The organism is Allobosea sp. (assembly GCF_036675845.1).
Taxonomy (GTDB): domain Bacteria; phylum Pseudomonadota; class Alphaproteobacteria; order Rhizobiales; family Beijerinckiaceae; genus Allobosea.
The window spans coordinates 15,554-33,476 of record NZ_JAKFED010000064.1 but is presented as its reverse complement, the minus strand read 5'-3'; the positions used below and the strand labels follow the sequence as shown (position 1 = coordinate 33,476).

The 17,923-nt window shown below is 69.0% G+C and carries 15 protein-coding genes; 11 read left to right on the top strand and 4 right to left on the bottom strand.

Annotated features, from left to right (window positions below):
• Positions 1-99 precede the first annotated feature (99 nt).
• The 6 genes from V6M56_RS07915 to V6M56_RS07890 all read left to right on the top strand — a co-directional run bounded on the left by V6M56_RS07915 (position 100) and on the right by V6M56_RS07890 (position 5,601).
• Positions 100-1,287, top strand: coding sequence for an MFS transporter (locus V6M56_RS07915; RefSeq protein WP_332682654.1), 1,188 nt, complete (start codon positions 100-102; stop codon positions 1,285-1,287).
• Positions 1,288-1,319: 32 nt separating this feature from the next.
• Positions 1,320-2,465 (top strand): MlaE family lipid ABC transporter permease subunit, encoded by a 1,146-nt coding sequence (locus tag V6M56_RS07910; protein WP_332682652.1) that lies wholly within the window; start codon positions 1,320-1,322, stop codon positions 2,463-2,465.
• 17 nt (positions 2,466-2,482) lie between these two features.
• Positions 2,483-3,310 carry an ABC transporter ATP-binding protein gene (locus V6M56_RS07905; RefSeq protein ID WP_332682650.1) on the top strand — a complete coding sequence of 276 codons (828 nt, stop codon included), beginning with the start codon at positions 2,483-2,485 and terminating at the stop codon, positions 3,308-3,310.
• A 9-nt stretch (positions 3,311-3,319) separates the two neighbouring features.
• Positions 3,320-4,453, top strand: coding sequence for an MlaD family protein (locus V6M56_RS07900; protein WP_332682649.1), 1,134 nt, complete (start codon positions 3,320-3,322; stop codon positions 4,451-4,453).
• A gap of 4 nt (positions 4,454-4,457) precedes the next feature.
• Entirely contained in the window at positions 4,458-5,066 is a 609-nt protein-coding gene (locus V6M56_RS07895; RefSeq protein ID WP_332682647.1) for an ABC-type transport auxiliary lipoprotein family protein, read from the top strand.
• A 61-nt stretch (positions 5,067-5,127) separates the two neighbouring features.
• Entirely contained in the window at positions 5,128-5,601 is a 474-nt protein-coding gene (locus V6M56_RS07890; protein WP_442881107.1) for a GNAT family N-acetyltransferase, read from the top strand.
• Between the two features lie 124 nt (positions 5,602-5,725).
• Here the strand turns inward: V6M56_RS07890 and V6M56_RS07885 are convergent, their stop codons facing one another.
• Complete coding sequence (locus V6M56_RS07885; RefSeq protein ID WP_332682645.1) at positions 5,726-11,881, bottom strand: apolipoprotein A-IV repeat region-like domain-containing protein; 6,156 nt, start codon at positions 11,879-11,881, stop codon at positions 5,726-5,728.
• Between the two features lie 267 nt (positions 11,882-12,148).
• Between V6M56_RS07885 and V6M56_RS07880 the strand changes: the two genes are divergently transcribed.
• Together V6M56_RS07880 and V6M56_RS07875 are read left to right on the top strand one after the other, a co-directional pair.
• Positions 12,149-12,487: an Hpt domain-containing protein gene (locus V6M56_RS07880; RefSeq protein ID WP_332682644.1), complete on the top strand. Its 339-nt coding sequence runs from the start codon at positions 12,149-12,151 to the stop codon at positions 12,485-12,487.
• Between the two features lie 278 nt (positions 12,488-12,765).
• The gene (locus V6M56_RS07875; RefSeq protein WP_332682643.1) at positions 12,766-13,086 is read left to right on the top strand and encodes a 2Fe-2S iron-sulfur cluster-binding protein; all 321 of its coding nucleotides are present in this window, start codon (positions 12,766-12,768) and stop codon (positions 13,084-13,086) included.
• 30 nt (positions 13,087-13,116) lie between these two features.
• On the opposite strand, the gene V6M56_RS07870 is transcribed toward V6M56_RS07875, so the two are convergent.
• A complete protein-coding gene (locus tag V6M56_RS07870) occupies positions 13,117-14,352 on the bottom strand; it encodes an MFS transporter (RefSeq protein ID WP_332682641.1) in 1,236 nt (411 codons plus the stop codon).
• 205 nt (positions 14,353-14,557) lie between these two features.
• Here V6M56_RS07870 and V6M56_RS07865 point away from each other — a divergent pair, with 205 nt between their 5' ends.
• From V6M56_RS07865 to V6M56_RS07855, 3 genes are all read left to right on the top strand, one after another.
• Positions 14,558-14,980: a universal stress protein gene (locus V6M56_RS07865; protein WP_332682640.1), complete on the top strand. Its 423-nt coding sequence runs from the start codon at positions 14,558-14,560 to the stop codon at positions 14,978-14,980.
• Between the two features lie 255 nt (positions 14,981-15,235).
• A complete protein-coding gene (locus tag V6M56_RS07860; RefSeq protein ID WP_332682671.1) occupies positions 15,236-15,496 on the top strand; it encodes a GlsB/YeaQ/YmgE family stress response membrane protein in 261 nt (86 codons plus the stop codon).
• A gap of 69 nt (positions 15,497-15,565) precedes the next feature.
• Positions 15,566-16,030, top strand: a complete 465-nt coding sequence (locus tag V6M56_RS07855) for a YidB family protein (protein WP_332682638.1) — start codon at positions 15,566-15,568, stop codon at positions 16,028-16,030.
• A 55-nt stretch (positions 16,031-16,085) separates the two neighbouring features.
• Here V6M56_RS07855 and V6M56_RS07850 read toward each other — a convergent pair whose 3' ends face one another.
• Together V6M56_RS07850 and V6M56_RS07845 are read right to left on the bottom strand one after the other, a co-directional pair.
• Positions 16,086-16,697, bottom strand: a complete 612-nt coding sequence (locus V6M56_RS07850) for a hypothetical protein (protein ID WP_332682637.1) — start codon at positions 16,695-16,697, stop codon at positions 16,086-16,088.
• A gap of 34 nt (positions 16,698-16,731) precedes the next feature.
• Positions 16,732-17,907, bottom strand: a complete 1,176-nt coding sequence (locus V6M56_RS07845) for a vWA domain-containing protein (protein ID WP_332682636.1) — start codon at positions 17,905-17,907, stop codon at positions 16,732-16,734.
• Positions 17,908-17,923: the final 16 nt, after the last annotated feature.

The window sequence follows — 17,923 nt, the reverse complement described above, 5'->3', positions numbered from 1 at the left end:
AGGACTGCTCTCCACGGGCTGGTCGAATCGCGTCTCGCCGATCGAAGATGCCCGCACGGCAATCTGCTGGTGATTCTTTAAGAAATCGCTGCCAAGGGCATGTCCTCCTCCCCCCATCCCGGGTCGGGTCCAAGGCGTCGGCTGGCTGCGCGCCTGTCGCTGATGCACGGGCTGAACTTCGTCGGCATCGGCTTCTACCTGCCGTTCTTTCCGATCTGGCTCGGCTCGAAGGGGCTGAGCGATGTCGATATCGGCTATGTCCTCGCCGTCCCGATCCTGGTGCGCGTGCTGGCGGCGTCCTGGATCACCGGCCTCGCCGACAGGCATATCCCGCCGGTGCTGCTGCTGGCGCTGCTGAATGCCTGCGCGGCAACAGCCTATTTCGGGCTTTCCAGGCTGGATACGCTCGTTCCGATCGCGCTCGTGACCACGCTGGCGGCCGTCGCGCTCTCGGGCGTCGTGCCGCTCGCCGACATCCTGACCACGACGCAGGTCCGGGCCGGCAGGCTGCGCGACTACGGCCGCGTCCGGCTCTGGGGCTCGATCACCTTCGTGCTGGGCAATCTCGCCGGCGGCTATCTGGTGGCGCGCCATGGCGCCTGGCCGATTCCGCTGGTGCTGGCGGGCTGCAGCCTGCTGGCGGCGCTCTCTGCCCTGCAGGCGCCGCCGCCTCCGGCCGCAGCGCTCCCGCCGGTGGACCAGGCCGGGTCGTCGCGCGGCTTCCCGCCTGCCTTCTGGCTGGCGGTGGCCGCTGCCGCCTGCGTCAACGCCACCCATGCCGCGCTTTATGCCTTCGGCTCGCTGCATTGGCGCAGCCTCGGCTTCAGCGACGAGAGCATCGGCTTTCTCTGGGCCATTGCCGTCGTCGCCGAGATCGGCGTCTTCCTGTTCGCCGGAGGCATCGCCGCCCGCGGCGCCGGTGGCCTGCGCTGGACCATCATTGCTGCGATGGCGGCCGCGTTGCGTTTCGGGCTGATGGCGCTCGACCCCGGCTTCGGCGTGACGATCGCGCTCCAGCTCCTGCATGGCGTGACCTTCGCCTGCGCCCATCTCGGCGCGCTCGCGGCGGTCTCGGCCCTGGCGCCGGACACGCGCCGCGCGGCGGCGCAGGGCCGGCTGGTCGCCGTGGGTGCGCTGGCCATGGGCACCCTGACCGTGCTCGCCGGCTATCTCTACCGGCTGCTGGGCTCCGGTGTCTTCCTGGCCATGGTCCCGGTCGCGCTGCTCGGCGCCGGCCTTGCCGCGCTTGCCATTGCAAGGTTGCGCGGCGATACAGGCCGGGGGTAGCGAATCTGATCGCAAGGGGCGGGTAGACCCTCATGGCTGTCGTCGACGACGCTGAACCGCAGGCGATCTATCGCGATGATGGCGGCGTGCTGGCGGTCACCCTGGCGGGCAGCTGGAGCGCCGATCGCGCGCCGCGTCTCGAAGAACTGATCGCCGAGATGGGCGAGCGCGTCGGCGCCGTCCGGCAGGCGCGGCTCGATCTCTCCGCCATCGAGCGCCTCGACACGCTCGGCGCCTATCTTCTCGCCCGCCTCAAGGAGAGCGGGGAGGCGGCCGGCGCCGCCGTCGAGCTGGCGAGCCGCCGTCCCGAGCATGCCGTGCTGCTGCGCGAGGTCGATCTGCGCGCCGCCGAATACGAGCCTCCGGCGCGGCCGATCGGCCTTGTCACCGTGCTCGTCAACATCGGCAGTGCCGTCACCAGTTTTGGGCGCGACCTGGTCGGCGGCGCCGTCTTCCTCGGCGAGGTGATGATCGCCTGCGGCGGCGTTCTGTTCGGGCCGCGCAGGTTCCGCGGGCCGTCTCTGATCAACCAGATCGAGCTGATCGCCTTCAGCGGCGCGCCGATCATCATACTCATCTCGTTCCTGGTCGGCTGCATCGTTGCCCAGCAGGGCATCTTCCAGCTCCAGCAGTTCGGCGCGACGGCGTTCGTGGTCAACCTGACCGGCATCCTGATCCTGCGCGAGCTCGCCGTGCTCCTGACCTCGATCATGGTCGCCGGCCGCTCGGGCTCGGCCTTCACCGCCGAGATCGGCTCGATGAAGATGCGCGAGGAGATCGACGCGCTCCGGGTCATGGGGCTGGAGCCGATCGAGGTGCTGGTGGTGCCGCGCATCCTGGCCTTGGTGATCTCGCTGCCGATCCTGACCTTCATCTCGGCCATGTCGGGGCTGACGGGGGCGGGCCTGGTCGCCTGGCTTTATGGCGGCATCGGCCTGGACACTTTCCTGGCCAGGCTGAAATCGGTGATCACCTGGCAGCATTTCGCGGTCGGCCTCATCAAGGCCCCGTTCATGGCGTTCGTGATCGGGCTCATCGCCTCGATCGAGGGACTGGCGGTCAAGGGCTCGGCCGAATCGCTTGGCCATCAGGTCACCGCCTCGGTGGTGAAGTCGATCTTCATGGTCATCGTCGTCGACGGGCTGTTCGCCATGTTCTTCGCCTCGATCCGGTTCTGAAAGGGCAGGCGGCCGCGATGCAGGACGATCTGGCGACGCCGGAAACCGCTTCCAGGACGCCCGCCGACGCGGGCGAGGCCGTGATTCGCGTGCGCAACCTCAAGGTCGCGTTTGGCGACAAGGTGATCATGGAGGGGCTCGACCTCGACGTGATGCGCGGCGAGATCCTCGGTTTCGTCGGCGGCTCGGGACAGGGCAAGTCGGTGCTGACGCGCACGATCCTCGGCCTGGTACGCAAGCAGCGCGGGACGATCGAGGTCTTCGGCGAAGATGTCGACCGGCTCGATCCGCGCGGCCGGCGGGCGCTGGAACGGCGCTTTGGCGTGATGTTCCAGCACGGAGCGCTGTTCTCGGCGCTGAGCGTCAAGCAGAACATCCAGCTGCCGATGCGCGAATATCTCAAGCTTTCGCCGCGGCTGCTGGAAGATCTGGCCATGCTCAAGATCGAGATGGTCGGCTTGAGCCCCGATGCCGCCGACAAGGCGCCCTCGGAGCTCTCCGGCGGCATGGTCAAGCGCGCGGCGCTCGCCCGCGCCTTGGCGCTCGACCCGGAAGTCGTCTTCCTCGACGAGCCGACATCCGGGCTCGACCCGATCGGCGCCGCCGAGTTCGACGAGTTGATCATGACCCTGAAGCAGACTTTGGGACTGACCGTGTTCATGGTAACCCATGATTTGGACAGTCTCTATGTTGCGTGCGACAGAATAGCCGCCCTGGCGGACAAGCGTGTCATCGCGGTCGGTCCGCTCGCCACCATGCTGGCCTCCGACCATCCCTGGCTGAAAGCCTATTTCGGTGGCGAACGGGCGCGCGCCCGGCTGCCGAAGGACAATGTGAGGACCTGACGGAGCATCATGGAGTCTCGTGCCAACTATGCTCTGGTCGGCCTGTTCACGCTCGCGGTGATCGCGGCGATGTTCGGCTTCGTCTACTGGTTCGGCAGCGGCGGCTCCGGCCGCAAGCAGGATGTCCGGGTGATCTTCACCGGCACGGTCACCGGGCTGGCGCGCGGCTCCAGCGTGCTGTTCAACGGCCTGCGCGTCGGCGAGGTCAAGCAGATCGGCCTTCAGCCCGATGATCCGCGCCGCATCTACGGCGTGATCGAGGTCGAGAACACGACGCCGCTGCGGGTCGACACCCGTGCCCGCATCGAGGCGCAGGGCCTGGCCGGCGTGGTCGCCCTGCAATTGATCGGCGGCGAGCCGAATGCGGCGATCCTCGAACCCCAGCCGGGCGAGACCGTGCCGACGATCTTCGCCGAGCGCTCGGAATTCCAGGACATCATCGAATCGGTGCGCAACGTCGCCAAGAAGGCGGACGAGGTGCTCGGCAGCCTGGACGGGCTGATCAAGGAGAACTCCGGCTCGATCACCGCGACCGTCCGCAATGTCGAGAAATTCTCGGCCGCGCTCGGCAACAATGCGGACGGCATCGACAAGCTGATGGCGAGCTTCGGGCAGATCGCCGAGACGATCTCGCCGCTGACGCAGAAGCTTGGCGTGCTCAGCGAGGAACTGACCCTGGTCGTCCGCTCCGTCGACGAGCAGAAGATCTCCAGCATCATCGGCAATATCGACAAGTTCACCGCGGCGCTCGGCGGCTCGAGCAACGACGTTTCGAAGGTGGTCAGCGACGTGGCCTCGATCACCGAGAAGCTCAACAAGGCCGCCGATCAGGTCGAGGGCGTGCTCAAGGCGGCGCAGTCCTTCCTGAACGCGGAGGACGGGCAGGGCGCTCTCGCCGAGGTCGGCAATGCCGCGAAGTCGATTCGCGTCCTGGCTGAGAATCTCGACAAGCGTACCGCCGAGATCACCACCGGAATCAGCCGCTTCACCGGCCCCGGACTGCGCGATCTCGAATCGCTGGCCTCGGACGGCAAGCGCACTTTGGCCGACGTGAATCGAACTTTGCGCAGCTTCGAGCGTAATCCCCAGCAGTTCATCTTCGGCGGCCGCCCGCCGCTTCCCCAATACGGTGGTTCGCGCTAGTTCGATGCTGATGCCCAGCCCGCTTTCGACGCTCCCCGCTCGCGCGCGCGCCGTTTCCAGCGCAGTCACGGTCGCCTTGCTGCTGGCGGCCTGCGGCGCCGGGCCGGTCCCGACGACCTACGACCTCTCGGCGCCGCGCGGTTTCGGCCGGGTCGGCGGTTCGCAGGCGGCCCTCGTCGTCGCCGAGCCGACCACGGTTCAGGCGCTCGATTCCGACCGGCTCATCGTCAAGGATGCGGCCGGGGCGCTGTCCTTCGTCGGCAGCGTCCAATGGGCGGACCGGGTGCCGCGGCTGGTCCAGACCCGCCTGATCCAGACTTTCGAGAACGGCAGCCGGATCGCCGCCGTCAGCCGGCCGGGCGAGCGCATGGTCCCCGACGTCCAGCTCAACACCGATATCCGGAGCTTCAACATCGACGCCGCCAGCGGCCAGGCCGTGGTTGAGATCACCGCCAAGCTGGTCGGCGACCGCTCGGGCAAGATCCAGCGCGCAAAACTCTTCTCGGCGCGCGTACCGGCCAGCGCCGCCGACGGCGGGACGGCCGCCCATGCGCTCGACCGGGCGCTGTCGCAGGTGCTGATCGAGATCGTGCGCTGGGCCGGGCGGGGGTGAGCGCGGCAGGGGGCGCACATCGCCTCGGTACGCGGGCGGCCGCGTCCGCCTGCACAGGCTCATGAGCGAGACCGGGATGCCGGGCGACGCCATCCGGACGCTTCGGCTGGCCCCCGAATTCGCCGACGAGGCTGCACGCGTCCTGCGCGCCTCCTTCGACGATCGGCTGCCATGGCTCGCGAGCCTTCACACGCCGGAGGAGGATCGCTGGTTCCTCCACAACCGGGTTTTCGCGGAATGCGCGGTGTGGGGCGCGACCGACGGTGCAGTTCTGCTCGGCTTCGTCGCCTTTCGGCCGGGGTGGATCGACCAGATCTATGTCCTGCCGGAGCGGCAAGGGTACGGCATCGGCGCTTCGCTCCTGGCCATCGCCAAGGCCGGCGAATCGGAGCTGTCGCTCTGGACCTTCCAGCGCAACGCGCCGGCTCGGCGCTTCTATGAGAAGCATGGCTTCATCGCGGTCGAAGAGACCGATGGCAGCCGCAACGAGGAACGGGAGCCGGACATCCGCTATCGCTGGCGGCGCGGCGACTGAAGCGCCGGGGCCTTCGCGTCAGCGCCGGCATTCTTCCGCGGTCACGCCATCACCTGAAAACCAGACTCCAATGAAAAGGCCGCCCGAAGGGGGCGGCCTTTTCCTTACTGACAGGCGAGGGCGCCTACTCGAAGCGCCCGCTGGCATGGGCCAGCATGGTGTAGACCTTGCCGGTCTCCGAGGTCAGGTAGGTCTTGGCCACCATCGAGTCGCGGTCGTCCTTGGCCGCCTCGCCGAGCAGGCGCTCGAACTCCTCGATATAGCGGTCGACCGTCTCCTTGAACTCGGCGTCCCGGCGATATTTGCGCCGGATCTCGTCGAAGGTCTGCTGGCCCTGCAGGGTGTAGAGCCGGCGCGTGAAGACGTTGCGCTCGCCACGCTTGTAGCGGTCCCAGAGCTCGACGGCAGCGTCATGGTCGATCATCCGGGCGATGTCGACCGAGAGCGAGTCGAGCTTCTCGATGCTGTGGGCGGTCGGCTTGGGCGCCTCCGACGCACGGTCTTCGCGCGAGGCCCGGTTGAGCAGATCGGAGAGCCAGCCGGACTTGGCGGGGGCGGGCTCCGGCTGCCGGCGTGCCGCTTCCGCCCGTGGCACCTCCTGGCGCACCGGTTCGGCCGCCGGTTCCGGCCGCGCCGGCTCGGGCGTCGGGTCGATCGAGGCGCGCAGCGGCTCCATCAGCGCCGGCATGCGGGCGCCTTGCACGGCGACCGGGGCCGGTGTGGGCGCGCCCGCCTGCTGGAAGCCACCGGAGCGGCGGCTGCCGCCATCGGCTGGCGGCCGGCCGACATCGCTGCTGCGGCCGGAGCGGGTCACGATCTCGGTCAGCTCGTTCAGCGCCTTGATCTGGTCGGCGACGACGCGGCGCATGGCGGCGGTCGATTCCTGCGTCTCGCGCGGCAGGTCGAGCACGCCGCGCTTGAGCTCGGAACGGGTCGCCTCCAGCTCCTGCTGGATCTCGGCCGACATGGTGCGCATGTCCTCGGCCGCGCTCTGGAAGCGCTCCGTTACCTTGGCGATCTCGGCGCCGACCTCGCTGACCACCTGCTCATAGGAGGAGCGCAGCGTCTGCGTGATGCGCTCGCGCTCGCGGCCGCTGGCAGCGCGGATCGTGTCGAACTGCGCTGCGATCGCGTTGGTGGTCGTCTCGGCGGATTCGCTGAGGACGCCGCCGATCTGGCGGGTGCGCGTCTCGGCGGCACTGAGCGAATCGTCGAGCGTCGACGAGAAGGAGCGGGTGATCTGCTCGATGTCGTCGGTGCGGGTGGCGATCAGCCCGTGCAGGTGCTCGAGCGCCTCCTTGCGGTCGGCAAGGGCATTGCCGACGCGCGCCTCGACCTGCTCGAGCCGCGCCGCGACCGAGTTCAGTGCCGCGGCGTTGGTCTGCGTGGTCTCGGTCATCGCCGAGCCCTGCTCGTCGATCTTGGCGATCAGGGCGACGGTGTCGCGCAAGGTGCCTTCCGAGAAGCCCTTCAGCGTCTCGATCTGGCTCGCGACCTGCAGGGAGGCGCGGCCGGTTTCCTCGACCACCGTCGAGAGCACGGTCTGCAACTCCTCGACGCGGCCAGACAGGCTACCCTCGATCGCGACCAGGTTCTTGTTCGCTCCGGTGACGATCTGCTGCATCAGCTTGTTCGCCTCGCCGAGGCGGCCGAGCATGCCGCCGAGCTCGTTGCGCAGCTGGTCGTTGGTCTTGAGCAGGGCCTCGACCGAATGGCTGGTGCCGCTCTCGAGCGTGTCGCGCAGCTGGCTCGACGCGGTTTCGAGCGCGCCGGTGATGTCGGCACCACGCTCGCGCAGCCCCTCGATGATCGAGGTGCCGCGGCTTGCGAGGGTACGCACCACCGCTTCGCCGACATTTGCGACCTCGCCGGCGATCGCCTCGCCCTTCTGGCTGAGCGCTTCGATCATGCCGCCGCCGGCCTGCTCGAACAGGGCGCGCAGTTCCTCGGTGCGGGAGCCGAGCGTCGTTGCGAGTTCGCCGGACTTCATCTCGAGCGTCTGCGCGATCTGGGCGCCGCGCCGGTCGAGCGTGCTGATCACGCCGCCGCCCTTCTCGTCGAACAGGGCACGCAGCTCCTCGGTGCTGACGCCGAGCGCGGCGGTGATCTCGTCCGACTTCGACTGCAGGGTGTGGGCGATCATCGAGCCGCGCTGGCCCAGCGCGCTGATGACGCCGCCGCCCGTCTCATCGAACAGGGCGCGCAACTGCTCGTTGCTGGCGCCGAGCGCGGCGGCGATCTCGTCCGACTTGGTCTGCAGGGTGAGCGCGATCTGCGAGCCGTGCTGGCCGAGCGCGTTGATCATGCCGCTGCCCTTGTCGTCGAACAGGGCGCGCAGTTCGTCGGCGCGGGCGCCGAGGGTGACCGAGATCGCGTCGGAGGTGCCCTGCAGCCGCTCGGCAATCTCGGTGCCGCGCGAATCCAGCGTGCCGGAGACGGTGTCGAGCCGATCGACGACGCGCTCCTCGAAGCGCGCGACGCTCTGGTCGAGCGTGTCGGCGATCTGGAGGGCGCGCCCGCCCAGCGTCGCGTTGATGTTGTCGGCCTTGTCGGCGAGGGTGCGGGTCAGCGCCTCGCTCTTCGAGGTGACGACCTCGCCGATCTCGTCGGCCTTGGCCGCAAGGGCGCGGGTGACCTCGCGCCCGCCCTCGGCCATGACGCGGGCGATGTCGACGGTGCGCTCGACCAGCGCCTCGTTGAGCGCCGTGGCGCGCGAGCCGAGATTGCCGTCGATGCGTGCGATCAGCCCGTCGAGCGAGCCGGCGATCTCGGCGCTCTTGGCGCTGGAGCGCTCCTCGAAGATGCGGATCTGGTTCTCCATCGCCGCGGCCGCTTCCTGCGTCCGCGAGCTCATGATCTCGGCCGCATGCTGCGAGCGCTCGCCAATGCGCTCGGCCAGCGCCTGGCCTTCCTCGCCGAGCAGTTTCTCGACCTGGCCCAGGCGCAGCGTCACCGAGTCGGTGAAGGAGCGGGCATCGTTGGCGAGCTTCGAGGCCAGTGTGCCGCCACGGGTGACGACGATCTCCTCGAAGGCGCCGAGGCGGGCGCCGAGCGAGGCCTCGATCTCGCGGCCCTGGACGTCGAAGAGCCGGTTCAGCGCGTCATGGCGCCCGGCCAGCAATTCGTTCAGCGCCTGCGAGCGCGCCTCGACCGAGCGCATCAGCGACTCGGCATTGGCGGCCAGCGCCTCGTTGACGCGCCCGCCCTGCTGGGTCAGCGCGATCACCACGTCCTTGCCGGTCGCGGCGAGCAGGCTGCTCGCCTGGTCGGCCTGGATGGTGAAGGTCTCGCGCAGCGCCACCGTCGCCTCGCTGACGCGGTCGGCGACGTGGCGGCCGTCGACATTGATCGTCTCGGCCAGCGTGCGGGCAGCCTCGCCGAGGCGCTCGGCCAGCTTCTCGCTCTGCTCGCCGAGCAGGCCATGGACCTCGCGGCCGGTGCTCGTCAGGTCGGCGATCAGGCCCTCGCGCTGCGAGCCGATCAGGCCGTGGACCTCGCGCCCGGTCGCGGTGAGGCCGGCGATGATGCTCTCGCGCTGGGAGCCGAGCGCGCCGGCGACCTCGTCACCGGTCTGCGCCAGGCGCGCGATGAAGCCGGCCTGCTGGTCGTCGAATACCGCCCTGGCGCTGTCGCTCGCCGCGTTGATGCGGGCCGCGATCGCCTCGCCCTGTTCGCCGAGGCGCTCGTGCAGCGATTGGCCGGCCTCCGAGAGCTGGCTGATCAGCGCGCCGCTGCGCTCGGCGAGCAGGCCGTGCACGGAGCGGCCGACATCGGCGACGCGCGTGACCAGCGCCTGGCTCTGCCCGGTGAGCAGTTCCTGCATGTCCTGCCCGGTGGCGACCACGCGCCCGCTCAGGGCCTCGCTTTCCGCGATCAGCAGGCTGCGCACGCCCGAGCCCGCCTCGGCGAGCTGCAGGATCAGGTTCTCGCGCTGCTCGCCGATGGCGGCCTGGACGTCGGCGCCGACTTCGGACAGACGCGCCACAAGGCTTTCGCCACGCTCGCCGAGCGAGGCCTGGACTTCGCGGCCGACATCCGAGAGCCGCGTCACCAGTCCGCCGCCGCGCTCGTCGATCGCCGCCTCGACCTCGCGGGTGACGTCGGCGAGGCGTGCGACCAGCCCGTCGCCGCGGGCTCCGATGGAATTCTCGACCTCGCGGGTGACGTCGGCGAGACGCGCGACCAGTCCGTCGCCGCGGGCGCCGATGGTGTCCTCGACCTCGCGGGTGACGTTGGCGAGGCGGCTGACCAGGCCGCCGCCGCGCTCGTCGATCGCGGCCTCGACCTCGCGGGTGACCTCGGCCAGGCGGGTGACCAGCCCGTCGCCGCGTGCGCCGATGGCGTCCTCGACCTCGCGGGTGACATTGGCCAGCCGTGCGACGAGACCGTCGCCGCGCTCGCCGAGAGCCTCCTGCATGCCCTTGCCGACTTCCGACAGGCGCTCGATCAGCGTGTCGCCCTGCGTGCCGATGGCGCCGCGGACGTCGTGGCCGATATCCGAAAGGCGGGTGACCAGGCTGCCGGCCTCCTCGGAGAACAGGCTGTGCACGGTCGCGCCGACGGCGGAGATCCGCGCGGTCAGTTCCTCGCCGCGCTCGCCGATCAGCGTGTTGAGGCCTTTTCCGGCCTCGTCGAAGCGCACGATGATCGAATCGCTCTGCTCGCGCAGCAGCCCGTCGACGGTCTGCACCGTCTCGGTCAGCCGCTCGACCAGCGTCTCGCCCTGCCGGCCGAGCAGGCTGTGGACGGTGTCGCCGGCCTCCTGGATGCGCGTGGCGACCAGTTCGTTCTGCTTGCTGAGCAGCATGTGCACGCCGCGGCCGACCTCGGCGAGGCGGGTGGTGACGCTCTCGCCCTCGTCCGAGATGGTGGTGCGCAGCGTCTCGCCGGTTTCGGCGAGGCGCTGGGTCAGGTTGTCGCTCTGCTGGTCGATCAGTCCGACCAGGGTGCGCCCGCTCTGCTCGAAGCGCTCGGCGACGGTCGTGCCGCGCTGGGAAATCTCCTGCGCCAGCGTTTCGCCGGTGACGCGCAGCGTCTCGTTGACGGTCTCGGCCCGGCTCGCCAGCGTCTCGGCGACCTGCGCGCCGGTTTCGCTGATCGCGCGGGTGACGTCGCGGGCGCCGGCGCTGAGGCCCTCGGTCAGCACCGAGCCGGTGCGCTCGAGCGAGCTCGCGATCTCCTGGACCCGGCTGTCGATCAGGCCGGTGACGCTGTGGCTGGCGCCGGCGAGCCGTTCGCCGACCTCGCTCGAGGTGAGCTGCAGGCGCTCGACCATCTCGTTGCCGCGGCCGCTGATCTCGTCGACCATGCGCTCGCCGGCGCGTCCGAGCGCCAGGGTGATCTGGTCGCCCTTGTCGCTGAGCGTCACGGTGACGCGTTCGCCCGCCTGCGCCACCGCCTCCGTGATCGAGCGGCTGGCGTTCTCGAGATCCTTGCTGATGTTCTCATGGGCGCCGCTGATGGCGAACTTGACCCGCTCGGCATTGCCGACCACGGATTCGCGCTGCGTCACCAGTTCGTCGATCAGCGAGCGCAGCCGGATCTCATTGTCGGCATAGGCGCGCTCCAGCGTCGCGATCTCGCCGCGCACGATGGTCTCGAGCTCGCCGGCCCGCGCCACGGCGCGCTCGATGCCGTCGCCCATCGCGGCGACCTCGCGGCGGATGGTCTGGCTCAGCGAGAGCACGGAATCGGTGGCCACGACCTCGGGCTCGGCCAGGCGCAGCGCGACCTCGGTCATCGCCCGCGACACCAGGCGCATTTCCTGGGTGCGGCGATAGAGCGCCGCCAGGACGAAGAAGAACACCACCGGCGTGCCCGCGCCGAGCACCAGCAGCGCCCATTGCCCGGGGCCGAAGGCGGCGATGCCGGGGGGAAGGCCCTCGGCGAAGGAGCCATAGCGGCTGACCAGGGTGAAGCCGACACCGCCGAGCCAGACGAGGGCGGCGAGCGCCGCCAGCCAGTAGGGCCTGCCGGAGGGGCGGACGGAGAAGGCCTGGACCAGCGAGCTGGAATCGCGGCGGTCGTCATTGGCGACGCGGCTGGTGTCGGGGGCGATGGCCGGGCGCGGCGGCGGCGCGGGCTCGGCCGCTTCCGGCTTCGGCGGGGCCGCCTCGACATGCGGCAGCTCGAACTTGAGATCGCTGTCGGCGGCGGAAGGCAGCTTCAGCTCCGCGTCGGCCGCGGGATCGTCGCTCTTGGGCTGATCGAGCCTCAGCGCTTCCTCTATCGCCGACATGGCGGCCTCGGTCGGATCCTGGAGCTTGTTCTGCCGGGTCATGAATGCCGCCTCGCTACGCCACTGGCGATGAGGCGTCGTCCCGCGCCGCATGACTGGAACCGGCTGCCTCAAGCCGGAAAGCCGCCAAGCGACACGACGCCCATCGTTTACCGTCTCGAAGGGTAGTTGAGGCAAGCAGTGATTGAAATCCTTTTCCCCCTCCGATTCACAAACGTCGTTAACGCCTCATTCACCATGTTCGCGCTTCCTAGAAGGTTGTGAGGCTGCGTCGCAATGCTGCCACCGAGCTTGAAACTGAGTTCCCTGATGACCCAGACAGCCATCGATCTCGAGCATCTCGCCCGCCAGACCGGCGGCGATCTCGCGCTGGAGCGCGAGCTGCTCGTCCTGTTCTCCCAGCAATGCGCCCGCCATCTGCGCACCATCCATGGCAGCGCCGACGATGGTGCCAGGCGCGACGCGGCCCACACCCTGAAGGGCGCGGCGCAGGCGATCGGGGCCTGGCAGGTGGCCGAGGCGGCCGACCTGATCGAACAGCAGCTCGCCGCGCCGGGCGCGCATCCGCAGGAGGCGACGATGGACGCGCTGGCGCTGGCGGCGGCCGAGGCGCGGGCCGCCATTGCGCGGTTCGACTGCGCCGCCTGAAATCGCCGTTTCGCGCGCTTTCGAAATCCTCTAGATCACATCGCGTCCGGGCCAAACCGTCCGGATGCCAATGGCCCGATCGTCAGCAGCGAGCGGGAACGCGGTTCCCGCGAAAGGCCGGCCCCGGTTCTCGCGCCATGTCCCGGAGACGGGCTGGTCCGGGCCTCTCGGCGCCGATCCTCCTTGCGGGCGAACGGCGCGCCACCGCTCGACAGGCGGGCGGGCTCCGCCGGACATCGAAGCAGAAGAGCCGCCAGGACGGCGCGCCGGAGTTCACCATGCCGAAGATCGTTTTCATCGACGCCCAGGGGGCGAGCCGCGAGGTCGAGGCGGAGACCGGCTCGACCGTGATGGAGGTCGCCGTCCGCAACGGCGTGCCGGGCATCGAGGCCGAGTGCGGCGGCGCCTGCGCCTGCGCCACCTGCCATGTCTATGTCGACGATGCCTGGCTCGCGGCGACCGGGCAGGCCGAGCCGATGGAGGAGGACATGCTCGACTTCGCCTTCGACGTGCGCCCGAATTCGCGCCTGTCCTGCCAGATCAGGGTCCGCGACGATCTCGACGGCCTGACCGTGCGCACGCCGGCCCGCCAGGGCTGAGCGGCAGAGGGCCGAGCGGCTGCCGGCTCTTTATTCCGCCGGGGCCGCTGCCGCCGGCGCGAGCGTCGTCTCGTGCCCTGCCATGGGATGGCGCGGCACCAGCAGCGACAGGGTGAGCGAGACCGTCGCCACGCCTGCGCCGATATAGAAGACGAGCGCCGGGTCGCGGATCCAGATCAGCCCGAAGGTGATCGGCAGGAACACCGCCGCGATGTGGTTGATGGTGAAGGCGACGGCCGAGGTCGGTGCGATGTCGGCCGGGTCGGCGATCTTCTGGAAATAGGTGCGCTGGGCCAGGATCAGCGTGAAGAAGACGCCGTCGACGACGAACAGGGCGCCCGCCACCAGCGCCCCCCAATCGCCGAAATGGCCATGGCTCGCCAGCGCGTAGCCGACGAAGACGGCGATCAGCGAGACGTTCTCGAGCTGGATCGTGGCGCGCTCGCCGATGCGGCCGACCAGGCTGCCGAGCAGCGGCCCGGCGAAGGTGTTGACGCCATAGGTCGCCAGCAGCAGCGTCGCCGTCGCCGCGACGTCGTAGCCGAAGCGCTCGACCAGCAGGAAGCCGCCGAAGGCCATGAAGATCTGCCGGCGGGCGCCGGACATGAAGGTCAGCGCATAATACAGCCAGTAGCGCTTGCGCAGCACGAAGCCCTTGTTCTGCGGCACCTCGCCCTGGAAGCGTGGGAACAGCGCCATGGCGACGACGGTCAGCGCCATGGTGGCGACGCCGGCCCAGAGGAAGACGGTGGCGTAGCTCGGCTGCAAGGTCCGCCAGATCAGCGCGATCGAGCCGAACGCCAGTAGCTGGGCGACGGCCGAGGCGCCGGCGATCCGGCCGAGCAGGCGCGGTGCCTCCGATTTCGGCAGCAGCTGCAATTGCAGGGATTGCTGCGCGGTCTCGTAATAGTGGAAGCCGAGCGACATGATCATCGTCGTCAGCAGCAAGCCGCCGAGGCTCGGAAAGAAGCCGGTGAGGGCGACGCCGAGGCCCAGCGTCAGCAGGCTGAGATAGGCCAGCATCTGCTCGCGCATGATCCAGAACAGGATGATGGCGGTGAAGGCCAGGAAGCCCGGAATCTCGCGCACCGACTGCAGGATGCCGATGTCCTGCCCGGTGAAGCCTGCGGCCTCCTTGGCGAAGTTGTTCAGCAGCGCGGTCCAGCTCGCGTAGCCGAACCAGTTGACGAAGGCGAGCGCCATCAGGAAGCTGGTCGGCGAGGCGAGCAGCCCGGTCAGCCGGCGAGGAGGGTAGGCTTCGGACATCGGCACACCCGGGAAGGAGAAAGTCGCGGCGGGGCGACCGATGCCGCGACAAGGCGGCTTCCGCCGGACTGTTAAACTCATGCCGATCGGCGTCAAATTCCGCGGCATCATGACGACCATGCGTAGGCCCGATTGATCGAGCGCAATGACCCGGCGGGCGCCCGGTGCGAGAACGTCCCTGGTCCGGCGAAGTGAGGAGGATGCGATGTACAAGTCGATTCTGGTTCCGGTCGACCTCGCCGAGGCCGATCTTGCCGCCCCGGCCATCACGGCGGCGGAGTCCTTCGCCACGGCTTCGGACGGCACGATCCGGCTGGTCTATGTCCGCTCGCTGGTGCCGATCACCTACATGGAATTCGTCCCGGCCGATTTCGACGCCGGCCAGCAGAACGAGGCGGAGGCGAAGCTCGCCGAGATCGCGGCCGCGGTGAAGCTGCCGGCCGACCGCGTCTCGGCCAAGGTGCTGGTCGGCTCGGTGCATGGCGAGGTGCTGGCGGAAGCCGATGCCAGCGGCGCCGACCTGATCGTGATCGGCTCGCACGAGCCCGGCATGCTCGCCTATGTCATCGGCTCCAACGCCTCGACCATCGTCCGGCGGGCGAAGTGCTCGGTGCTGGTGGTCCGCTAGAGACCGCTTTACCGATCAGATTGGTTTAATCTGATCGGATCCGGCTCTGGCGCTGCTCCATCGGCGCGGAACCGGGCGGTCATTCCGGGCTCGACCCTGCGGGCCGCCCCGGAATGACCGCGTGGTTCCGGGAAAACGCATCCTGTTCGAGGCGCTGAACTCGCATGCGGTCTCCCGGCGGGAGATTTTTCAAGGATCGGGAACCTCTCGGCGTTGCGGCCGTTGAAGCTTTGGGCCGCAATTCGGGAGGACATCGTGGGCATCCTTTGGACCATCATCATCGGCTTCGTCGCGGGCGTCGTCGCCAAATTCGTGATGCCCGGGCCGAATGAGCCGTCGGGCTTCGTGCTGACGACGATCCTCGGCATCGTCGGAGCGTTCGTCGCCTCGTATCTGGGGCAGGCGCTCGGCTGGTACGCGCCAGGCGAAGGCGCCGGCATCATCGGCGCCATCATCGGCGCGATCATCGTTCTGGCGGTCTGGGCTTTTCTTTCGAAGCGTCGAAGCGCCGTCTGATCGGACCGACCCGTACGTCCCGATCACTTCGCAACCGCCAATCACTTCGCACCCGCCAGGAGACGCCCCATGAGCGAGAATCGCCTGCCGTCGATGACCGCCCTGCTCGGATTGCTGGCCCTCGCCGGCTACCAGAACCGGGACAAGATCGCCGAGTGGCTGAACAGCGCCAAGCAGCCCGATAGCGCCTCGCCGCCGGCTTCCGACATGCCATCCCAGGCGGGAGGCATCCTCGGCGGCTTGGCTGGCGCCGGCGGGATCGGCGGCCTGTTGAATGGCGGGCTCGGAGAGCTGATCGACCGCTTCAAGCAGGCAGGCCATGCGGAGAAGGCCGATTCCTGGGTCCGGCAGGGACCAAATCAGGAAGTCGCACCGCAGGAATTCGAAAGCGCCATCGGTCCCGATGTCATCGATGCCCTGGTCCGGCAGACCGGCCTTTCGAAGGACGAGCTGCTCTCCCGCCTGTCGCGACAGGTTCCCGAGGCGGTCGACCGCTATACGCCGGACGGGCGGCTCGGCACGGCCGGCGCCTGAACCGATCGCGTCGCAGACGTGGCTGCGGGGCGCCTTTCGGGGCGCCGCCGCTTCTTCACTTGCGATCGCTGCCCGGCACCAGTTCGTCCGGCACCTCGCCGGTGGCGAGTTCGCGCGGACGGTTGAGCCGGATCATCGGCCAGACCTGCCAGAACGAGGCGGCGCCCAGCAGCAGGCCGAGCCAGCCGGCGGCGCTCGATCCGTGCTGGAAGGCGCGCAGGCTGAACCAGGCGAGCATGACGAGCGAGAGCCCGCCGACCAGCGCCAGCGCCAGCCAGAGCGCGAACGGCTTGCCGGCGACGAAGCGGGCGCGCGGACTGGCCCGCCGGATCGCGGCCGACAGAGCCGTGACGAAGGCGTGGTAGCGCGGATCGTCGCGGTCGACATCGGTCAGCGAGCGCCAGGACAGGTTGCCGAAGGTGACGCTCTTGCCGTCGCTGAGCCGCAGCTGCACCCGGTAGCTCTTCGAGGTCACGTTGCTCGGCGCGTAGACGAAGCGCACCTGCTCGACGGCCGCGAGCCTGACCCGGTCGATCTTGCGGGTGGTGTCGATCTCCAGTTCATCGCCGTCCAGACGATAGGCGATCTCGAAGCCGATCGGCTTCGGGCGCTGGCGCCAGGAGGGCAGGGGCGTATCGTCTTCGGCTTGCATGTCTTCGGCTTGCATGGTGGCGAGCCTTAACCGCTTGCCACCGCCAGCGCTACCGTGTCAGCGCCTTCATCGCGCCGTCGAGCCCGTCCAGCGTCAGCGGGAACATCCGCCCGCCCATCAGCCCGCCGATCTGGCGGATCGACTGGGTGTAGCTCCACAGATGCTGTTGCACCGGGTTGAGCCAGACCGATTTTTGGAAGCGCTCGGTCAGCCGCCGCATCCAGACCTCGCCCGGCTCCTCGTTCCAGTGCTCGACCGAGCCGCCTGGCATCGCGATCTCATAGGGGCTCATCGAGGCGTCGCCGACGAAGACCAGCCGGTAGTCGGGCGGATAGGTGCGCAGGATGTCGAAGGTCGGGATGACCTGGTCGTGCCGGCGCCGGTTCTCGCGCCAGACCCGTTCATAAGGGCAGTTGTGGAAGTAGAAATGCTCGAAATGCTTGAACTCGGCCCGCGCCGCCGAGAACAGCTCCTCGGCCAGCTCGATATGCCAGTCCATCGAGCCGCCGACATCGAGGAAGAGCAGCACCTTGACCGCGTTGCGTCGCTCCGGCCGCAGCTTGACGTCGAGATAGCCATGCCGGGCGGTCTCGGAGATCGTCTGGTCGAGGTCGAGTTCCTCGGCCGCGCCGGTGCGGGCGAATTTGCGCAGGCGGCGCAGCGCGATGCGCAGGTTGCGGACGCCGAGCTCGCGGCTGTCGTCAAAATCCTTGAACTCGCGCTTGTCCCAGACCTTCACCGCCCGGAAGTTGCGGTTGCCGTCCTGGCCGATGCGGATGCCTTCGGGATTGTAGCCATAGGCGCCATAGGGCGAGGTGCCGGCGGTGCCGATCCATTTCGAGCCGCCCTGATGGCGCCCCTTCTGCTCGGCGAGGCGTGCTTTGAGCGTCTCGAGCAGCTTGTCCCAGCCGAGCGCCTCGATCTGGCGCTTCTCGTCCTCGGTCAGGAATTTCTCGGCGAGCTTGCGCAGCCATTCCTCGGGGATGCCGGCCTGCTCGAAGGCCTGGCCGAGCGTCTCCATGCCCTTGAACACCTGGGCAAAGACCTGGTCGAAGCGGTCGAGATGGCGCTCGTCCTTGACCAGGCAGGTGCGGGCGAGATGGTAGAACTCGTCGACGCGGTGCTCGGCGAGGTCGGCTTCGACGCCCTCGAGCAAGGCAAGGTACTCCCGCAGGGTCACGGGCACCTTGGCGGCGCGCAGGTCGGTGAAAAGGCGCAGGAACATCGCGCTACTGTGGGCA